We start from the raw sequence: 18,029 nt of genomic DNA, 5'->3' as shown, positions 1-18,029 counted from the left end.
GAGAGTGACCATGAACCTGCAAGGCAAGAACGTGCTGCTGCACGACATGAGCCTGCGTGACGGCATGCATGCCAAGCGTCACCAGATCAGCATCAAACAGATGGTCGAGGTGGCCACCGGGCTGGACGCGGCCGGCGTGCCGCTGATCGAGATCACCCACGGCGATGGCCTGGGCGGCGCCTCGTTGAACTACGGTTTGCCGGCGCACAGCGACGAGGAATACTTCAGCGCGGTGATCCCACGGCTCAAGCAGGCCAAGGTTTCGGCCCTGCTGTTGCCGGGGATCGGCACCCTCGACCACCTGAAGATGGCCCATGAGCACGGCGTTTCGACCATCCGCGTGGCCACCCACTGCACCGAGGCCGACGTGTCCGGCCAGCACATCGGCATGGCGGCGAAGATGGGCCTGGACACCGTGGGCTTCCTGATGATGGCGCACATGGTCAGCGCCGATAAGCTGCTGGAGCAGGCGCGCCTGATGCAGAGCTATGGCGCCAACTGCATCTACTGCACCGATTCGGCAGGCTACATGCTGCCCGATGAAGTGAGCGAGAAGATCGCTGTGCTGCGCGCGGGCCTGGAGCCGGGGGTTGAGGTGGGCTTTCATGGCCATCACAACCTGGGCATGGCCATTGCCAACTCATTGGCGGCGATCGAGGCGGGCGCGGCGCGCATCGACGGTTCGGTCGCAGGGCTGGGCGCCGGGGCCGGCAACACGCCGCTGGAGGTGTTCGTCGCCGTGCTCGAGCGCATGGGCGTGCACAGCGGCGTGGACCTGTACCGGATCATGGATGTGGCCGAGGACCGCGTGGTGCCGATGATGGACCAGCCGATCCGCCTGGACCGCGATGCCCTGACCCTGGGCTACGCCGGGGTGTACAGCTCGTTCCTGCTGTTTGCCAAGCGTGCCCAGCTCAAGTACGGCGTGCCGGCCCGTGAGCTGCTGGTGGAGCTGGGGCGCCGCGGCACGGTGGGGGGGCAGGAAGACATGATCGAGGACCTGGCCCTGACCCTGTCGCGTGCGCGCGGGGTGCTGCCAACCTGAGGCGGGCGTTCGCTGGCGTCAGCTACGCTGCGCCAGCACCCCCATGGCCATGAAGATTGCCGCGATCGCCCGCGCTTCGTGCAGCTCGCCGCTGGCGACCAGGGCGGGGATCTGCGCCATCGGCAGGGTCAGGCATTCCAGAGGCTCGGGCTCATCGCCGGCCAGCCGGGTGCACGGGCTGAGCTGTTCGGCCAGCACCACCCGGCAGCGATGGCCCAGGTGGCCGGGCGCCAAGGTCAGGTCGCCCAGTTCGGTCAGCCGCGCACTGCGCAACCCCACCTCTTCGCCAAGCTCGCGCTGCGCCGCCTGCAGGTAGCTTTCGCCAGCCTCGGCGCCGCCCTTGGGCAGGCCGAGCAGGGTGCCTTCCACCCCCACCGCGTACTCGCGGACCATCAGCACATGCTGGGGGTCTGGCATCGCCACCAGCAGCACCGAGCGGTAACCGGTGCCGTTGAGGCGCTCGTAGATGCGGCGCTGGCCATTGCTGAACTGCAGGTGCAGCGCTTCGATCTGGAAATGGCTGCTCTTGGCCAGCAGCTCGGTCTTGAGGATGGTAGGGCTCTGGCGCATGGGGCGGGCCTCTGGCGACGGTAAGCGACAGGCCTACTATGGCGCGGCCAGGGGTGGCTGCCATCGTCCGGGCGGACGATGGCAGCCTGGGCTCAGCCGAGGGTGGCGACGCTGCGCAAGATCAGCCGCACCAGCATGGTCTGGCGGGTGACGCCGGTCTTGGAGAAGGTCGAGCGCAGGTGCGCGCGCGAGGTGTTGCGGCTGATGCCCAGTTCCTCGGAGGCTTCGTCCAGGGTCAGGCCGTTGGCCAGGAGCATGGCCAGCTGGGTTTCCGCCGGGGTGAAGTCGAACAGGGCGCGGACGATTTCCTGGGGGGCGGAGCTCTGCTGCTCCGGGTCGCTGATGAAGATCACCACGGCGGGGCATTGCTTGCCCTCGCTCCAGGCCGCCAGCGGCACCGAGCGCACGATGATGCCAAGGTCGGCACGGCCGGACGGGCGGGTGACGCGCATGGCCTCGACCACCGTGGCCTGGTTGCCCTTCTGCGAGAGCATGGCCTGGCGCACCAGGCGGCGAAACTCCTGGGTGTCGCGGGCGCTGCCGACCTGCAGGCCATCGTTGACCTGCTTGATGCCGTCCTTCTCCTGCAGCAGCCGTTCGGCCACCTGGTTGGTCTGCAGCACCTTGCCGGTTTCGTCGAGGATGATGGTGCCCACGGCCATCTGGTCGACCGCGCCGGCATACAGGTTGCGTTCGATCTCGATGCGGTTGAGCTGCATGTGCACCTTGATCGATTGCTCAAGGTGCGGGATGAAGCGCGCCAGCAGGGTTTTTTCGGCGCTGACGAAGGGCGGGTCGTCGCGCCCGCGGCTGATGCGCAGGCGGCACTGGGCGCCGTCGCTGGTGTTGATGTCCACGCCGAGGATGTGGAACACATCCACCGGCTCGAGGAAGTTGCGAAAGAATTCCGATTGCCGCAGCTCGGCTTCCGGCAGGTAGTCGCTCAGGGCCACGACCTCGCTGTTGGGCAGCCCGATGAATGGGTCCAGGGCGTAGAAGTGCTTGTTGTAGGAGTTGGTGGCTTCGCTGGAGGTGCCGTTGGTGCTGACCATCAGGCCATCCACCTGGCTGCTGGGTGGGCGCAGGATGAAGGTGACGTACTTGCTGTCGAGGAGCCGATTGAGCTGGTTGAGGAAGGTGACCCAGGGGATGTTTTCCATGGGGCCCTGATAGAGCTGACCGACCAGCTCGCTGAAGTCTTCCAGGGTGAGACTCTGCATGAAGGCGTACCGTTTATTATTATTAGCACTGGCGTCGGCGAGCATAAACGGTGTCCTTGTTTACGCGCAATGTCCTGTTACAGGCCCGATCAGCGGTCCTTTCGTAGCGCTGACCGGGTGCCAGGGGGCAGCTGTCAGGCGCGCTCGGCGCCACACACAGCAAAGTGCTTGCGGGTACGGGTTTCGTCGCCAATCAGCGCAATATCGGTGTAGAACTGCTCGTACCAGCGGCGCAGCTGGTACACCGGGCCGTCGCCGTCGCACAGCAGCGGGTTGTCGACGCGGGTCTTGCTGTGCCAGATCGCCACATCCTCGTAGAAGGCTGCCTGGGCCTGGGCGACATAGGCCTTGGCGATGGCCTGGTTGTCTTCTTCGCTCAGCCCCGGGATCTTCTTCACCAGCACGCCATAGCGCAGGGTGAAGCTGTTCAGATCGATCGGCACGTGGCAGTTGAGCAGCACCGAGTGGATTGGCTGGTCGCCCATGGCGCCGGTCATTTCGGTGATCTGGTAGGCCGGGCCGTAGTAGGTGGCGACGGTGCTCAGCACGCTGTCGCCGGAGAGCCGCGCACTGCGTGCACGCATGATCTGGGTGGCGGTGTGGCCTTCGAAGACGTTGCTGAAGGCATCGATCGGCGCGCCGTGCACGGTGTCGAAGTGGGCCATGTCGGCGATGTTGTCGATCAGCTCGCGGCAGTTGGTGTCGATCTTCAGCTCGGCGATTTCCCACGATGCCCATTGCGCGTCGTGGCAGGCATCGATGCGCGGGATGGCCTGCTCGGCGATCGGCGCGTTGCCTTCGGGGTCGTTCCACACGAACAGCAGGTGGTTCTGCTCCATGATCGGCCAGCGCTTGACCTTGGCCCGCGGCGGGATGCGCTTGGCGTAGGGGATGTCGTCGCACACGCCGTCGGCGTTCCAGCGCCAGCCGTGGAACGGGCAGCGGATGGCGTTGCCTTCGACGCAGCCGGTGCTCAGGTCGGCGCCCATGTGCGGGCAGTAGCCGTCGAGAATGTTCAGTTGGCCGTCCTCGCCCTGGAAGGCCACCAGGCGTGTGCCGAACACGTCCAGGCGGTGGGCCTTGCTGTCGCGGTAGTCGGCGGCCAGGCCCAGGCAGTGCCAACCGCGCGCGTAGCGGTCCTCCAGCAGCTTGGCTTCGATGCGGTGCAGTGTGCTCATGTTGTTGTTCTCCGGTTCTTCTCAGGGCCGCACAGGCGGCGCGGCCAACGGTACGGTGCACCCAAGCGATTCTGCCGCGCGTGGCGGGGCGGTCATCGTCTGAACGGACGATGGCCGCCGACAGCAGGGCGGATCTACTGGCAGCCATCAGCCAGTGGCAGGAGAACGTGATGGCGGGACGGGTAGCAGTGATCACCGGTGCGGCCAGCGGCATTGGCCGCGGGCTGGCCGAGCATGCGGCGCAGCTGGGCCTGCGCCTGGTGCTGGCGGATGTCGATGCGCCGCGCCTGATGGCGCTGGCCGCGCAGTTGCAGGGGCAGGGCGCCGAGGTGCTGGCGCGGGTGACCAACGTGGGCGACGCCGAGCAGATGGCGCAGCTGCGCGAGGCGGCCCTGGCGCGCTTTGCCGGCGTCGACCTGCTGTTCAACAACGCCGGCGTGATGCAGACCGGCTACAGCTGGGAAATCGACGCCGGGCAGTGGCAGCGCATCCTCGACATCAACCTGCGTGGGGTGATCAACGGCATCCGCTGTTTCATGCCCTTGCTGCTCGAGCAGGGGCGCCCGGCCCACGTGGTCAATACCGCGTCGCTGGCGGGGCTGGTGTGCAGCCCGTTGATGGCGCCGTACACCGTGACCAAGCAGGCCGTGGTGGCGCTGAGCGAAACCCTGCATTACGAGCTGGCCCAGCTGGGTGCGCAGGTTTCGGTGTCGGTGCTCTGCCCGGGCGCGGTGGCCAGCGCCATCATGGACTCCGACCCGGTCGAGGCCGGCCCGGCAGCGTCGTTCAGCGCCGCGCTCGACAGCAGCATTCGCGCCGGCATGAACCCGCGCGAGCTGGCTGCGCTGGTGTTCCAGGCCGTGGATGAAAAGCGCTTCTGGATCCTGCCGCACAAGGCGTTCAAACCAGCCCTGGAGCGGCGCCTGCGCAGCGTGCTCGACGAAACCAACCCGACTTTCGCCATGCCCGAACTTGAAGGGGACAGCCATGCCGCTCGATAACCAGATTGCCGCCGTACTGCAGGGTTTCAGCGCCCAGGGCGAGCCCGATTACGCCACCCTCGATGCCTGCCAGTACCGCCTGTATGCCGACAACCTGATGCCGCCCTTGCCAGGTGCGGGCATGGCCGAGGTGCGCGATATCGAAGTGGGCGGCGCCCAGGGCATGCTCGCCGCGCGCCTGTACCGCCCGCTGGCGCGCGACGGCCTGCCCTTGCTGGTGTTCTTCCATGGCGGCGGTTTCGTGATCGGCAACCTCGACACCCACGACAACCTGTGCCGGACGCTGGCGCTGCAGACGGGTGCGGTGGTGGTGTCGGTGGCCTATCGCCTGGCACCGCAGGCGCGCTTCCCGGCAGCGCCGCACGACTGCTACGCCGCGACCCGGTGGCTGGTGGAACATGCCCAAGCGTTGCGTGTGGACGCCGGCCGCCTGGCGGTGGCCGGCGACAGCGCCGGTGGCAACCTGGCCATCGCCGTCTGTCGCCTGGCCCGTGAGCAGGGAGGGCCGGCGATCCGCCACCAGTGCCTGTTCTATCCGGTGACCGATGCCGCGTGCGCCAGCGCGTCCTACGCCCAGTTCGCCGAGGGTTACCTGTTGTCGCGGGCCATGATGGGCTGGTTCTGGGGGCAGTACCTGGCGCATCCGCAACACGCTGAAGACCCCCTGGCTTCGCCGCTGCGCGACGACAACCTCCAGGGCCTGCCGGCCACCACCTTGCTCAGCGCCGAATACGACCCGCTGCGCGACGAAGGCGAGGCCTTTGCCGAACGCCTGCAGGCGGCCGGGGTGAGCGTGCGCCTGCAGCGCTGCGACGGCATGGTGCACGGCTTCATCAGCCTGGCGCCGTTCGTCGACGCCGCCGCGCAGGCCTTGCAGGGCGCCGCTGCGGACCTGCGCCGGGCACTGGGTTGAGGCCCGCAGGCCTCGTCCGTTTGGACGAAGCCGGCGGGCGGCGGCGGTTCTAGGCTGGCAGCTCACCCTCGTTGCGTTTAGAGGCATGGCCATGAAAACAAGAAAAGTTTGCCTGACCCTGATCGTTTCTGCCTTCGTCGCGGCCTATGTGTCGGCGATGGTCAAACCCTTGCCCCAGCGCATGGCCTTCTACTGCCAGCCTGGCTATCAGTCGTGCTACATGCCGGCGCTCGGGGCCATGCGCTTGTTGCCTTGAGCAACCGCAGCCGCCGGGCCGGCCTGCAATCGTCGCAATCGCGGCCGGTGGCCGCTCATGGAGAAGGGCATCAATGAACAATGACAATACCCATGCCGTGCGCTGGGACGCTGCCTACGACGTGGTCGTGGTCGGCTCCGGCGCCGGCGCCATGACCGCGGCGCTGCGCGCCCATGACCACGGCCTGACGGTGCTGATGGTGGAAAAGGCCGCCGAGTACGGCGGCACCACGGCGATCTCCGGCGGCGGCATCTGGGTGCCCTGCAACGCGCAGATCGAAGGCCTGGGCGGCAGCGATTCACCCGAGCAGGCGCGGGCCTACCTGCGCGCCACGGTTGGCGAGGACTACGACCCCGCCCGCATCGACGCCTACCTGGAGCACGGCCCGAGGATGGTCGGCTACCTGGCCGCCCGCGCCCAGACGCACTTTCACGCCGTTGCGCGTTACCCCGACTACTACCCCGAGCGCGACGGCGGCAAGTCGGGCTACCGCACCATGGAGCCGGCCATCTTCGATGCGGCCCGCCTGGGCGATGAATTCCAGCGCCTGCGCGCCTCGTCGCCAGCCACCCTGATCGCCGGGCGCATCGCCATGACCCAGGTAGAGGCGCACACCATCGTCACCAAGGAGCCCGGCTGGCTGTGGCTGACGGCGCGCCTGGGCCTGCGTTACCTCGCCGACCTGCGCTGGCGCCGGCGCACCCCGCGCGACCGCCGCCTGACGCTGGGCAACGCCCTGGTCGCGAGCTTGCGCGCAGCGATGCAGGCCAGGGGGATCGAGCTGTGGCTGCAAACGCCGATGCGCAGCTTGTGCAGCCAGGGCGGCAAGGTCACCGGGGTGGTGCTCGAACGCCAGGGCCGGGCGGTGAACGTGCAGGCCACTGCCGGTGTGATCCTCGGCTGCGGCGGCTTCGAGGCCGACCAGCTCATGCGCGAGCAGTATTTGCCCGGCCCCACCAGCGCCCAATGGACGGCAGCGCCACCAATCAACAGCGGCGACGGCATCCGCGCAGGCCTTGAGCTGGGTGCCGATGTGGCGCTGATGAGCCATACCTGGGGCGCGCCGACCGTGCACGTTCCCGGCGAGGAAAAGCAGCGGGCGCTGTTCGTCGAGCGGGCGTTCCCGCGCTGCATCATGGTCAATGGCCAAGGCCAGCGCTTCGTCAACGAGGCGGCGCCTTACCCGGACATCATCTACGCCATGTACGCCGACCAGGCGCGCAACGGCGCCAACGTGCCTGCCTGGTTGATCTTCGATGCCGAGTACCGCAAGCGCTACCCGTGCGGCGTGCTGCTGCCAGGCACGGTGCAGCCGGACAGCAAGATCCCTGATGGCTGGCTGGACAAGGTGATCTACCGCGCCGACAGCCTGGCCGCGCTGGCCGCCAAGATCGGCGTGGATGCCCAGGGCCTGGCGCAGAGCGTGCAGCGCCTCAACCAGCAAGCCGCCAAGGGCGTGGACACCGATTTTGGCAAAGGGGACAGCCTGTTCGACCGCTACTACGGCGACAGCCACTGCCGGCCCAACCCCTGCCTCGGCCCGCTGGAGCGGGCACCGTACTACGCGCTGCGCATCGATGCGGGCGAGCTGGGTACCAAAGGCGGCTTGCGCACCGATGCGCAAGCGCGGGTGCTGCGCCCGGACGGTTCGCGGATCGAAGGGTTGTACGCGATCGGCAATACCAGTGCGGCGTTGATGGGCAAGACCTATCCGGGCCCGGGTTCGACCATTGGGCCGGCCATGACCTTTGGCTACATCGCGGCCAATCATCTGGCGCAGGCGATAGGGCAGGGGCAGCCTGAAGTGGCCGCCGAAGCGGGCCTGCACTGAACCTTGTGCGCCCCGATCACGGGCCTGGTGCGTGATCGCGGCAGCGCCGTACCGGCCTGATCGTCACGGCGCTGTCATGCCCGCCTGCTAGGTTGCTGGTCCCGTCTCGCGGCGATAAAGGAAAGCCAAACGGTGTACCCAGGCACAACCCGCAAGTCATTCATGCTCCGCTCCGCCAACATGCGCAGCGACGACTTCGCCGCGCTGTTCACCCAGCTGCACGGCAACCTCTACAGCGACCTGCCACGCCTGGCGCAGGACATTGTCATCAGCGGTGTCTACGGCCGTTATGAAGGCATGAGCGTGCGGCGCATGCAGTACCAGGGCGACTTCACCTTCGTGCTGCCCACCCCGCAGGATGAAATCACCTTCGTGCTGCCCACGGCCGGCAAGATCGTTTTCGATCACCGCGGCGAGTCGATTGGTGGTGCCCAGGTGGGCCTGGCCGTCGACAAGCAGGAGTTGCGCTCCATGCGCTTTGCCGAGGGCCATGCCCAGTGCGGCATGTCGCTGCGCCGCGGGTTGTTCGTGGAGCGGCTGGTGGCGTTGCTGCAGCGGCCATTGGCAGAGCCGGTGCGTTTTGCCCCGGTGGTGGACCTCAGGTTGCCGGCGTTCCAGGGCATCCGCGCGTTGCTCGAAATGGCCACCGGCAACGCGTTCGATCAGCTGCTCAACAGCGGTTTGCTGATGCCCCAGCGCTTGCAGGACATGCTGGTGGATGCGCTGCTCGAAGCCTGGCCGCACAACTACAGCGAGGCGCTGCGCAGGCCCACGCCATCGCTTGCGCCGCGCCATGTGAAGCTGGCGATGGGGTATATCCGCGAGCATCCTGCCAGCCCTGTCAGTGGCACTGAGCTGGCGGCGTTGGCCAATGTCAGCTTGCGCGCGCTGCAGGAAGGGTTTCGGCGTTTTGCCGGTACCTCGATCGTCGGCTTTCAGCGCCAGGTGCGCCTTGAACTGGCGCGCAAGGTGCTGGCAAGCGAGGCAGGTGGGTCGGTGGCGGAGGTGGCCTTGCAGCATGGCTTCAGCAATGCCGGGCGGTTCACCCAGTATTTCCAGCAGGCCTTCGGGGTGAGCCCGGCGCAGGTCAGACGCGGGCACTTGTAGGAGCGGATTTATCCGCGATGGCGTCGGTGAATCTACCGGCGCTATCGCGGATAAATCCGCTCCTACAGGGGCGTGCAAGATCAGAAGGCGTAGCTGGCCTTGAGGCTGCCGCTCACGCCATGGCTGTCGCCACCGCTCAATGCCGCCACTTCGGCGCCGACGCTCAGCGCGCCGAGGTTGGCCATCAGGTTCACGCCGGCGTTGAACTGGTCGCGGTTGTCGAAGGCGGCGCGTTGTTCGATATCCAGCCCCAGCAGGTGGCCATCGCTGTCGACCTGGTGGTCGCCCAGGGCGTGGTCGTAGCCCACTTCGATGCCCGGCACCAGTTGCCAGCTACCCACGGGAATCGCGGCAAACGATGCCTTGAGGTTGGTGAAGGCACTGCGCCGGGTTTCTTTCAGGTCGTCCACCTGCAGCGCCAACTCGCTGCCTTTTTCGGTGAACCCGGAAAGGTCGACGCGGCTGACCCGCACCCCCAGGCTCGGCTCCAGCACCAGGCCGCTGGTATTCATGCGATAGCCCAGCGCCAGGCTGCCGCCGGCCAGGGTGCCGTGGCTGTCGCCCTTGGCCGTGCCCAGGCCGCCGCCGAGCTCGCGCTTGCTGCTGTAGTCCAGGTAGCCGGCGCTGGCGTTGGCGTCGATGAACAGGCCTTGCTCCAGGCTGCCCGGGGCGAAGCGCGCACCCAGGCGCAGGAAGGTCAGGTCGGTGTCGGCCTCGCCGCCCGCACCGCCGACGTTGCCCTGGCTGTAGCCGACGCCGGCATGGGCGCTGAGCTGTTCGGAGAAGCGCTGGGTCATGCCGATCATCAGGCCTTGACTGTGCTCGTTGCTGCTGGCGGCGTGGGCCGAGCCGTCGGTGCCCAGGTAGCCGGCCAGTGCGGTGCTCCACAGGCGCGACTGGCCGACCTTGAGATCGCTGCCATCGGCAAACGGCGCCGCTGCGCGGTCGATCATGCTCGCCTGGCGCAGCAGGGAGCTGGCGGCATCGGCGTGCACCTGGCCGCCGACGGTGGCCTCGACGCCGCCCAGGGTGCCGGCGTCGATGGCCGACTGCAGGTAGTAGTTGTAGGCGCTGTAGGTGCCGGACAGTGCGCTGTCCTGCAACTGGCCGAGCAGGCGCGCACCGGCAGCGGCGTTGCCCTGCAGGCCGGCCTCGCCGGGCAGGGTGTTGTAGCGCACCATCTTGCCGCGCAGCACGTAGATGGTTTCCTGGCTCAGGCCCAGGCCCTGCTTCAGGTAGTTGTCCATGCTGCCGTACTCGGCGGTCACCTGGTCCAGGCCCGCCTGCAGGTAGCTGGCGTCGACACCGATCAACGGCGCGTAGATGGCGGCCATGCTCGGCGGCATGTGCGCCAGGGTCGCGGCCATGCGGGCGGCGGTGTAGTCGTTGGTGGCCAGGTAGTTTTGCATGATCGTGGCGTCATCGACCCCGGCGATGCTCTGCAGCACCGCCGCCGTCCAGCCGGTGCGGTCCTTGCCGGCGGTGCAGTGGAACACCGCCGCGCCGTCGGCGCTGGCCAGTTCGTTGAACAGCTGGGTGAATTGCCCGCGCATGCCGGCGTCGCTGACGAAGGCGCGGTTGGTTTCCTCCATCATGGCCCGTGCCTGGGCGGCGCTGGTGAACGCCATGTCGGTGATGTTCGCGCCCGAGGTGGTGCTGCCGATGATATCGATGTTGGTGTAGCGGGCACCGGCCGGCAGGGTGTCGGGCGTGGCGGCGATTTCGCTGGGGGTGCGCAGGTCGAACACATCGCTGATGCCCAGGCCGTTGAGCACAGCCAGGTCGCCGGCAGTCGGGGTCAGGGCGTTGGAGCGGTAGAACACCCCGCCGCGCATCACGCCGTCGTGGCTTGTGTGGTAGGCGGTGGTGGTGCCGGCGACATCGCGAAAGTTGTCCATGCCGGCCAGGCGCGGGGTGTTGAGGGTATCTGCGGCGTGGGCGGCGGAGACGGCGAGGGTGAGCAGGGGCAGGGAAAGGAGCAGACGTTGCGACACGGAATTGGCCTCGAGAGGGGAGTGGGTGTGGCTACTCTCGCCAGGCTAGATGAAACTTAATGTTACTAAACGAGGCCCCATGGCAAAGCCTGCGCGATGTGTCCGGGGCGTGCGTGATCTGTCTGCAAATGGCCGCAATTACTTGAAGAATTGGCTCGGGGTGATGCCGAACTGGCGCTTGAACATGCTGGCGAACGCGCTGGGGCTGTCATAGCCCAGGGTGCCGGCCACATCGATGATGCGCTCGCCCAGGGCGATGCGTTCCAGTGCCTGCATCAGCCGCGCCTGCTGGCGCCACTGGCCGAAGGTCATGCCGGTTTCCTTGCGGAACAGGCGCTGGATGGTCTTTTCGTCGATGCCCAGGTGCAGGCCCCAGTCGGCCACCGTGGAGGGGTCGTGCGGCCGGTGCTGCAGCGCCGTGCAGATCGCTTGCAGGCGCGGGTCGCTGGGCTGCAGCAGCTTCAGCGGCAGGGTCGGCAGCACGCTGATTTCATCGAGGATCAGGCGCATGATGCGCGCCTCGCGCGAGTCTTCGACGAAAGGCCCGGTGAAGTCCACCGAGGCCTTGATCAGTTCGCTGAGCAACGCCGAGATGCTGATGGCCTTGCTCTGGCGCGGCAATTGCGCGGCCGCGTCGGGGCGCACGAACACGCTGCGCATCTTCACATCGCCAACGCAGCGGATGGCGTGCACCTGGCCGCAGGGCATCCAGATGCCGCGGCTCGGTGGCACGGTCCAGCGCTCGGCCTGGGACTCGACGATCATCAGGCCCTTGATGGCGTAGATCAGCTGGTGCTTGGCATGCGAGTGCGGCGCGATGTACCAGTCCGGCGGGTAGTCGGTGGCGCGGCTGCCCACCTCCCAGGACCATTCGTCCACCTCCACCAGCATGTCTTTCAAGGGCTTGACCATGGTGCTCCCGTAGCGCCGCAATACTGCGCCGGCATCTTAGCAGCAGGTGGCCGGCCGCGCCTTGGAGCGGGTCGCCGGCAACAGTGCGGTGGCCAGCCCGAGCAGCGGCAGGAAGGCGATCGCCTGGTACACCCACTCGATGCCGTGGCGGTCGGCCAGCTCGCCGAGCCCGGCGGCGCCGATGCCGCTGATGCCGAACATCAGGCCGAACATCACCCCCGAGACCATGCCGACCCGGCCCGGCACCGCCTCCTGGGCATACACCACCAGGGCGGCGAACGCCGAGGACATGACCAGGCCGATGAGCACCGCCAGCACCGCCGTCCAGGCCAGGTTGGCGTGGGGCAGGGCGAGGGCGAAGGGCGCCACGCCCAGGAACGACACCCAGATCACCGCCTTGCGCCCGATGCGGTCGCCCACCGGCCCGCCGGCGAAGGTGCCCAGGGCCACGGCGGCGAGGAACACGAACAGGTACAGCTGGCTTTGCTGCACGCTCAGGCCGAAGTGCTCGATCAGGTAGAAGGTGAAGTAGTTGGTGAACGAGGCGATGTAGACGAACTTGGCGAACATCAGCACCGCGATCACTCCCACTGCGCGCCACATGGCGCCCTTGGACAGCCCCGGGGCCTGCTGGCCGGCGAAGGTCTTGAGCCGGGTCTGGCCGTGGCGCACGGTCCAGCCGGTGACCCGCAGCAGCACGCACACTGCCAATGCGGCGGCGAGCATGAACCAGGCGATGGCCGACTGGCCGTGGGGGATGATGATGGCGGCGGTCAGCAGCGGGCCGATCGCAGAACCGGTGTTGCCGCCCACCTGGAAGGTCGATTGCGCGGTGCCGAAGCGCCCGCCGGAGGCCATCCGCGCCACCCGCGAGGCTTCGGGGTGGAAGGTGGCGGAACCGACGCCGACCACCGCCGCGGCCACCAGCAGCATGCTGTAGCTGTCGGCGAAGGCGAGCAGGGCGATACCGACCAGGGTGACCAGCATGCCGGCGGGCAGCAGGTAGGGTTGGGGGTGCTTGTCGGTGTACATGCCCACCCAGGGCTGCAGCAGCGAGGCGGTGACCTGGTAGACCAGGGCGATCCAGCCGATCTGGGCGAAGCTCAGCGAGAAGTCGCTCTTGAGCATCGGGTAGATCGAAGGCAGCACGGCCTGGATCAGGTCGTTGAGCAGGTGGGCGAAGGCGGCGGCACCGACGATGCTGACCAGAAAGCCTTGGGGCTGGTCGGTGGCTGTGGAGGGCGAGGCCAAGGTGGCGGCTGGAGTCGTCATGGGCGAGGCTCTTTTTCGAGTGATGGCAAGGCATTGCGGCTGGAGGATAGCCAGCGCTGCTTTTGTCTGTCTCACGTCGAACAGGCACCCACTAGCGCGTTTCGGACATCGGGGTGCGGTGTGGCCCTATCGCCGGCAAGCCGGCTCCCACAAGCACAGCGCAGCACCTGTGGGGGCCGGCTTGCCGGCGATAGGGCCGCACCTGCCTTGCAGATCGTAGCGGTATCGGCACCGGCTAGAGCGGCAAGCCTTTCCTGCCCATCCACTTGAGCAGCGCGGCGATCGGTACGCGGCGGTGCACTTCGTGACGTTGCAGTGCATCGCCGTTGCCATAGCGCTCGCGGTAGCGGCTGACGATCAGATCGCGACCATCATCCGACACCCGCGCCTCCAGTTCATGCAAAAGCGCTTGCTCTGCGCCACTCTCAAGGCGGCGGAACAGCAGCACTGGAGGCTGTAGTACGTCATTCATCGCGGTTCAGCTCCAGATAATGCGGTGGCCATTCAGGCTGGCGGTAAAGTTGTGCATGCAGGGGGGCGTGAAGTCCGGCACGTGCTTGCAGCCATGGGTGGCTGGCGCCAGTGCCTGGGCGTCGACGCTGCGGTTGAAGGCGAAGATGGCGCGGTTGGCCGGTTCGGCCGGGTCGCTGGTCTGGTAGGCGGTTTGCCCGTAGCCATTGGACGGTGGCCGCTGCAGGTAGCCTCCGGCCGCCAGGAGGGTCAAGGCAAGTACCGAGTTGCGGGCTGAAAACCAAGCAGAAAATGACAGAGGCATAAGGCTCATTCCAGGCAAGAACTGCTGCCAATGCTGCAGGTGATTGATTGCCCGCGAATGTCCGAAATATCTCCGCGTGGACACTTTATTGCGTTGTTGAAATATATGACGGATGCCTGAAGTTGGCTTTACAGTACGCCTTATTTACCTCTGTTCGCGGTGCCCGGCGTGAGTCATTTGCTGATTGTCGACGATGATGTCGAAGTGCTCGATCTGTTACAGAAATTCCTCCGCCAACACGGCTATGACGTCGATGTGGCCGCTGATGGCGACGGGCTTTGGCAGGCGCTGGAGCGGCGCGTGCCGGACCTGGTCATTCTCGATGTGATGCTGCCCGGCGACAGTGGCCTGGTGCTGTGCCAGCGCCTGCGCGCCGAATACCAGGTGGCGGTGATCATGCTGACCGCCATGGGCGAGTTGAGCGATCGGGTGGTGGGCCTGGAGCTGGGCGCGGACGACTACCTGACCAAACCCTTCGCCGCCCGCGAGCTTCTGGCCAGGGTGCGCGCGGTGCTGCGCCGGGCGGGCGAAACGGCGCCCGGGCCTGTGGGCAACCCACGTACTGTGCTTGAGTTTTCCGGCTGGCAGCTGGATGTGCTGCGGCGCGAGCTGCGTTCGCCGGAAAACGTGATGATCCCCTTGTCCAACGGTGAGTTCGAGCTGTTGCTGGTGTTCGCCGAGCACCCTCGGCGGGTGCTCAGCCGCCAGCAGCTGCTGGACCTGGCCCGGGGCGAGGCGCACGAGGCCTATGACCGCAGCATCGATGTGCAGGTGAGCCGGCTGCGCCGCAAGCTTGAAACCGATGGCGGCAGCGAGCCGTTGATCCGCACCTTGCGCAATGCCGGCTACCTGTTCACTGCCAACGTGAACAAGCGATGAGCTGGCTGGCCTGGGCGCGCAAGGCCTTGCCGCGGCCACGCATCACCATCGCCCGCTGGATCGCCCTGACCACCTTGGCGGCGATGCTCAGCCTGCTGTTGCTCAAGGGCTTGTTCAGCCTGCTGCTGAGCGTGTGGGCGCAGCCGCCGTTGCTCGAAAGCGGGCTGATCGAAAAGATCGCCACCGTGACGCGCATGGTCGATGCAGCGCCGGTGGCGCAGCGTTCGACCATCGCCCGTGCCGCAGGCGATGCGTCGTACAGCGTGCAGTGGCTGCGCCAGCGTGAGGAATCTGGCTTGCCCGTGCGGGTCGAAAAGGACTTTCACAAAGGCGCGACCATGCTGCGCGCCCTGTTGAACCGCCAGCAGGTGCAGATCGAGGTGTTCGGCCCTGCGGACTTCCCCGCCCAGGCCACGCCACGCGGTTATGCCCTGCTGATCCAGCTTGCGGACGCTTCGTGGATACAGTTTCACGTGCTCGACCGCAGCTGGGGGCTGGATGAGCTGCCGCGCAACCTGATCATCCTGACCCTGATGCTGATCTCCAGCCTGGCGGTGGCCTGGTTCGCCGCGCGTTACCTGGCCGACCCGCTGGAGCGCTTCGCCCAAGGCGCACGGCGCTTCGGCAAGGACTTCAACGCCCCGCCGATCCCGGTGGTCGGCCCCCACGACCTGCGCCAGGCCATCCTTGCGTTCAACGCCACCCAGGCCCAGCTCAAGCATTTCATCGACGACCGCACGCAAATGCTGGCGGCGATCTCCCACGACCTGCGCGCGCCGCTCACGCGCATGCGCCTGCGCGGCGAATTCATCGAAGACGCCGAACTGCAGGCGAAGATGTTCAAGGACGTGGACGAGATGCAGGCGATGGTCGACGCTGCGCTGCAGTTCTTTCGCGATGATGCGCGGCTGGAGCCGGTGACGGCGTTCGACCTGGGCGGGCTGCTGCTCACGGCCATCGACGATTTCAAGGATGCGGGGGTGGATGTGGGCTACAGCGGGCCGCAGCGCTGCGTCTATGTCGGCCGACCGATCGGCATCAAGCGGGTGGTGGTGAACCTGCTCGACAACGCGGCCAAGTACGGCCGCGAGCCTGCAGTGCAGCTCACGGTGGAGGCCGAGCAGATCGTCATTCGTGTGCTCGACCGCGGCCCGGGCATCGCCGAGCACCTGCAGGCGCGGGTGTTCGAGCCGTATTTTCGCATCGAAGGCTCGCGTAACAAGGACACCGGTGGCGTGGGCCTGGGCCTGCCGGCGGCACGCGCCATCGTGCTCGAGCAGGGCGGCAGCATGACCCTGGCCAACCGCCCGGTGGGCGGGCTCGAGGTCAAGGTCACGCTGCCTGTCGGCTGATGTTGGTCAGAGGCCCAGGTCGCTGAGCCCGGGGTGGTCATCCGGGCGCCGGCCCAGGGGCCAGCGGAACTTGCGCTCGGCCTCGGCGATCGGGTGCTCGTTGATGCTCGAATGGCGATGCTGCATCAGGCCATCGTCGGCAAACTCCCAGTTCTCGTTGCCATAGGCACGGAACCACTGGCCGCTGTCGTCGTGGTACTCGTAGGCGTAGCGCACGGCGATGCGGTTGCCGGTGAACGCCCACAGCTCCTTGATCAGGCGGTATTCCAGTTCGTGGTTCCACTTGCGTTGCAAAAAAGCCTCCACCTGCGCACGGCCCCGTGGAAACTCCACGCGGTTGCGCCACACGGTATCGGCGGTGTAGGCAAGTGCCACCTTGGCGGCATCGCGGCTGTTCCAGCCGTCTTCGGCCAGGCGGACCTTTTCGATGGCGCTTTCGCGGGTGAAGGGGGGCAGCGGGGGGCGGGACATGGGTACGCTCCTTGGCAGGATGAATATCAAGGAGCGTAGTGCCGGGAGGGTCGAAGTGTGAAGGTGGGCGTAGAGCACTTCAAAATTGCGCCTAGCGGAACAATGCTGCAATGCCCTCAGAGCGTCACTCGGCGCCCACTTCAGCCATATAGGCGCCGAAGAACCACTCGGGTATTTCTTCGCAACGATACTCGAGCTGGGTACCGTCAGTGATCTCCGCTAGCCAGATGGCACGTTCCCCCGAGTTATCGAAAACATAAGCGCGATCGCTGCATGCAATGGCATTCGGCAGCAAAGCCAACGCTCTTGTGTAGCGTTTGCGTATCAGGTCAGGCCTGACTGGATGGCCGCCTTGCTGAACTCGGATTTCGACGCGATCGATGTTGATGTCGGGGTTTTCTGTGGACACGAAATAGAGATAGGTGCGGTAGCCTCGCGATTGCGCCTGTTGCATGAACGCGATCTTGCTCGGGTGCGACATGACTGTTTCAAAACTTAAGCTGATACCTTTTTCCAACAGCTGGTGGCGAATAAAGTCCGATGCGACCGAAGCAAGGTAAGAGTCGACTTCGACTGCTCGGTAATCAATCCGGTTGCCAAGCATTCTGAGCTTTACGGACTGTTCGGCCAGGTGTTTTTGCTTGATCAGGTAATGGTCGATATGGAACCTGAGCAGTTCGTGCAAGGTGGTTTTGATTTCAAAGGGCGAAAGGTCGATGAAGCCAGTGGTCCTCGCTTCATTTTCCAATTCGTCCGCGTTCACGAATAGCTGCGTCAAGGTAGGTGGCATTTCGGCCTTGATAGTACTTTTGCCGGAACCATTCGGACCTGCAAAAACCCTCAGCCTAGGCACCTTCACCCGTCGAGCTCTCCTTGGCCTTGCGCACAGTGATGACTTCGCCCAACTTGACCTTGCGGCGGGCCTTGGCCTTGGCCACTACGGTTTTTTCTCCGTCGCTGGAAACGCGTACAAGATTGCCATCGTCGGTGCACAGTACGCCTTGCTCGCGTATCTGCAGGGCACGCACATGCGCGCAGTAGGTGGCATCACTGGCCCAGCGAGGCACTTGCTGCTCCAGTGCATCGGTTTGAGCTTCTGAAGGGGTATCAGCTTTTTTAGCCACTATGATGGACCTCCGAGCATGCTGTAACAGGTTACAGACATTGAGGGCATCATAGCGCTGGAGAGGCAAAATCACATTAGAGAGCAGCATTGCGGTAATCCTCGAGAAAGGCGGCGCAAAAGAGCCTCG

At 66.1% G+C, this 18,029-nt stretch carries 19 protein-coding genes; 8 read left to right on the top strand and 11 right to left on the bottom strand.

Going from position 1 to position 18,029, the window contains the following annotated elements:
- Nucleotides 1-10 precede the first annotated feature (10 nt).
- Nucleotides 11-1,045: a 4-hydroxy-2-oxovalerate aldolase gene (dmpG, locus tag L6D75_RS08370; RefSeq protein ID WP_176516710.1), complete on the top strand. Its 1,035-nt coding sequence runs from the start codon at nt 11-13 to the stop codon at nt 1,043-1,045.
- Nucleotides 1,046-1,063: 18 nt separating this feature from the next.
- Here the strand turns inward: dmpG and nudE are convergent, their stop codons facing one another.
- The 3 genes from nudE to L6D75_RS08355 all read right to left on the bottom strand — a co-directional run bounded on the left by nudE (nt 1,064) and on the right by L6D75_RS08355 (nt 4,013).
- A complete protein-coding gene (nudE, locus tag L6D75_RS08365) occupies nt 1,064-1,615 on the bottom strand; it encodes an ADP compounds hydrolase NudE (protein ID WP_176516712.1) in 552 nt (183 codons plus the stop codon).
- A gap of 92 nt (nt 1,616-1,707) precedes the next feature.
- Nucleotides 1,708-2,835 (bottom strand): helix-turn-helix transcriptional regulator, encoded by a 1,128-nt coding sequence (locus tag L6D75_RS08360; RefSeq protein ID WP_176516714.1) that lies wholly within the window; start codon nt 2,833-2,835, stop codon nt 1,708-1,710.
- A gap of 134 nt (nt 2,836-2,969) precedes the next feature.
- Nucleotides 2,970-4,013, bottom strand: a complete 1,044-nt coding sequence (locus L6D75_RS08355) for a 3-ketosteroid-9-alpha-monooxygenase, oxygenase component (protein WP_176516716.1) — start codon at nt 4,011-4,013, stop codon at nt 2,970-2,972.
- Between the two features lie 170 nt (nt 4,014-4,183).
- On the opposite strand from L6D75_RS08355, the gene L6D75_RS08350 reads away from it, so the two are divergent.
- From L6D75_RS08350 to L6D75_RS08330, 5 genes are all read left to right on the top strand, one after another.
- Nucleotides 4,184-5,014 (top strand): SDR family NAD(P)-dependent oxidoreductase, encoded by an 831-nt coding sequence (locus L6D75_RS08350; RefSeq protein WP_176516718.1) that lies wholly within the window; start codon nt 4,184-4,186, stop codon nt 5,012-5,014.
- Nucleotides 5,001-5,927: an alpha/beta hydrolase gene (locus L6D75_RS08345; RefSeq protein ID WP_176516720.1), complete on the top strand. Its 927-nt coding sequence runs from the start codon at nt 5,001-5,003 to the stop codon at nt 5,925-5,927. Before L6D75_RS08350 ends, L6D75_RS08345 begins: the two co-directional genes overlap by 14 nt.
- Nucleotides 5,928-6,018: 91 nt before the next feature.
- Entirely contained in the window at nt 6,019-6,183 is a 165-nt protein-coding gene (locus L6D75_RS08340) for a hypothetical protein (protein ID WP_176516722.1), read from the top strand.
- Nucleotides 6,184-6,256: 73 nt separating this feature from the next.
- Nucleotides 6,257-8,014: an FAD-dependent oxidoreductase gene (locus tag L6D75_RS08335; protein ID WP_176516724.1), complete on the top strand. Its 1,758-nt coding sequence runs from the start codon at nt 6,257-6,259 to the stop codon at nt 8,012-8,014.
- A 162-nt stretch (nt 8,015-8,176) separates the two neighbouring features.
- On the top strand, nt 8,177-9,121 hold the full coding sequence (locus tag L6D75_RS08330) for an AraC family transcriptional regulator (protein WP_236193480.1): 945 nt from the start codon (nt 8,177-8,179) through the stop codon (nt 9,119-9,121).
- An 80-nt stretch (nt 9,122-9,201) separates the two neighbouring features.
- On the opposite strand, the gene L6D75_RS08325 is transcribed toward L6D75_RS08330, so the two are convergent.
- The 5 genes from L6D75_RS08325 to L6D75_RS08305 form a co-directional block, all read right to left on the bottom strand.
- Entirely contained in the window at nt 9,202-11,115 is a 1,914-nt protein-coding gene (locus L6D75_RS08325; protein ID WP_176516728.1) for a tyrosine-protein phosphatase, read from the bottom strand.
- Nucleotides 11,116-11,253: 138 nt separating this feature from the next.
- Nucleotides 11,254-12,027 (bottom strand): AraC family transcriptional regulator, encoded by a 774-nt coding sequence (locus L6D75_RS08320; RefSeq protein ID WP_176516729.1) that lies wholly within the window; start codon nt 12,025-12,027, stop codon nt 11,254-11,256.
- Nucleotides 12,028-12,063: 36 nt separating this feature from the next.
- The gene (locus L6D75_RS08315; protein ID WP_176516731.1) at nt 12,064-13,299 is read right to left on the bottom strand and encodes an MFS transporter; all 1,236 of its coding nucleotides are present in this window, start codon (nt 13,297-13,299) and stop codon (nt 12,064-12,066) included.
- A gap of 235 nt (nt 13,300-13,534) precedes the next feature.
- Nucleotides 13,535-13,771, bottom strand: coding sequence for a hypothetical protein (locus tag L6D75_RS08310; RefSeq protein ID WP_176516733.1), 237 nt, complete (start codon nt 13,769-13,771; stop codon nt 13,535-13,537).
- A 6-nt stretch (nt 13,772-13,777) separates the two neighbouring features.
- A complete protein-coding gene (locus L6D75_RS08305) occupies nt 13,778-14,023 on the bottom strand; it encodes an MlaA family lipoprotein (RefSeq protein ID WP_236193479.1) in 246 nt (81 codons plus the stop codon).
- 219 nt (nt 14,024-14,242) lie between these two features.
- Here L6D75_RS08305 and L6D75_RS08300 point away from each other — a divergent pair, with 219 nt between their 5' ends.
- Together L6D75_RS08300 and L6D75_RS08295 are read left to right on the top strand one after the other, a co-directional pair.
- A complete protein-coding gene (locus tag L6D75_RS08300; protein WP_176516737.1) occupies nt 14,243-14,953 on the top strand; it encodes a response regulator in 711 nt (236 codons plus the stop codon).
- Entirely contained in the window at nt 14,950-16,305 is a 1,356-nt protein-coding gene (locus tag L6D75_RS08295) for an ATP-binding protein (RefSeq protein WP_176516739.1), read from the top strand. The genes L6D75_RS08300 and L6D75_RS08295 overlap by 4 nt, the downstream gene beginning before the upstream one ends.
- A 6-nt stretch (nt 16,306-16,311) precedes the next feature.
- Here L6D75_RS08295 and L6D75_RS08290 read toward each other — a convergent pair whose 3' ends face one another.
- From L6D75_RS08290 to L6D75_RS08280, 3 genes are all read right to left on the bottom strand, one after another.
- The gene (locus L6D75_RS08290; RefSeq protein WP_176516741.1) at nt 16,312-16,776 is read right to left on the bottom strand and encodes a nuclear transport factor 2 family protein; all 465 of its coding nucleotides are present in this window, start codon (nt 16,774-16,776) and stop codon (nt 16,312-16,314) included.
- Between the two features lie 124 nt (nt 16,777-16,900).
- A complete protein-coding gene (locus L6D75_RS08285; RefSeq protein ID WP_176516743.1) occupies nt 16,901-17,635 on the bottom strand; it encodes an ATPase in 735 nt (244 codons plus the stop codon).
- Nucleotides 17,622-17,990: a hypothetical protein gene (locus L6D75_RS08280; protein ID WP_236193478.1), complete on the bottom strand. Its 369-nt coding sequence runs from the start codon at nt 17,988-17,990 to the stop codon at nt 17,622-17,624. The genes L6D75_RS08285 and L6D75_RS08280 overlap by 14 nt, the downstream gene beginning before the upstream one ends.
- Nucleotides 17,991-18,029 lie beyond the last annotated feature (39 nt).

It is taken from the genome of Pseudomonas faucium (genome assembly GCF_021602585.1).
Lineage (GTDB): Bacteria > Pseudomonadota > Gammaproteobacteria > Pseudomonadales > Pseudomonadaceae > Aquipseudomonas > Aquipseudomonas faucium.
Note: the sequence above shows the minus strand (reverse complement) of the source record. Positions and strands in the feature narration are given on the sequence as shown.

Bases quoted from the DNA above. Each gene is read 5' to 3' on its own strand.
- dmpG (WP_176516710.1), top strand. From the start codon at position 11: ATGAACCTGCAAGGCAAGAACGTGCTGCTGCACGACATGAGCCTGCGT.
- nudE (WP_176516712.1), bottom strand. From the start codon at position 1,615: ATGCGCCAGAGCCCTACCATCCTCAAGACCGAGCTGCTGGCCAAGAGC.
- L6D75_RS08360 (WP_176516714.1), bottom strand. From the start codon at position 2,835: ATGCAGAGTCTCACCCTGGAAGACTTCAGCGAGCTGGTCGGTCAGCTC.
- L6D75_RS08355 (WP_176516716.1), bottom strand. From the start codon at position 4,013: ATGAGCACACTGCACCGCATCGAAGCCAAGCTGCTGGAGGACCGCTAC.
- L6D75_RS08350 (WP_176516718.1), top strand. From the start codon at position 4,184: ATGGCGGGACGGGTAGCAGTGATCACCGGTGCGGCCAGCGGCATTGGC.
- L6D75_RS08345 (WP_176516720.1), top strand. From the start codon at position 5,001: ATGCCGCTCGATAACCAGATTGCCGCCGTACTGCAGGGTTTCAGCGCC.
- L6D75_RS08340 (WP_176516722.1), top strand. From the start codon at position 6,019: ATGAAAACAAGAAAAGTTTGCCTGACCCTGATCGTTTCTGCCTTCGTC.
- L6D75_RS08335 (WP_176516724.1), top strand. From the start codon at position 6,257: ATGAACAATGACAATACCCATGCCGTGCGCTGGGACGCTGCCTACGAC.
- L6D75_RS08330 (WP_236193480.1), top strand. From the start codon at position 8,177: ATGCTCCGCTCCGCCAACATGCGCAGCGACGACTTCGCCGCGCTGTTC.
- L6D75_RS08320 (WP_176516729.1), bottom strand. From the start codon at position 12,027: ATGGTCAAGCCCTTGAAAGACATGCTGGTGGAGGTGGACGAATGGTCC.
- L6D75_RS08315 (WP_176516731.1), bottom strand. From the start codon at position 13,299: ATGACGACTCCAGCCGCCACCTTGGCCTCGCCCTCCACAGCCACCGAC.
- L6D75_RS08310 (WP_176516733.1), bottom strand. From the start codon at position 13,771: ATGAATGACGTACTACAGCCTCCAGTGCTGCTGTTCCGCCGCCTTGAG.
- L6D75_RS08295 (WP_176516739.1), top strand. From the start codon at position 14,950: ATGAGCTGGCTGGCCTGGGCGCGCAAGGCCTTGCCGCGGCCACGCATC.
- L6D75_RS08290 (WP_176516741.1), bottom strand. From the start codon at position 16,776: ATGTCCCGCCCCCCGCTGCCCCCCTTCACCCGCGAAAGCGCCATCGAA.
- L6D75_RS08280 (WP_236193478.1), bottom strand. From the start codon at position 17,990: ATGCTGCTCTCTAATGTGATTTTGCCTCTCCAGCGCTATGATGCCCTC.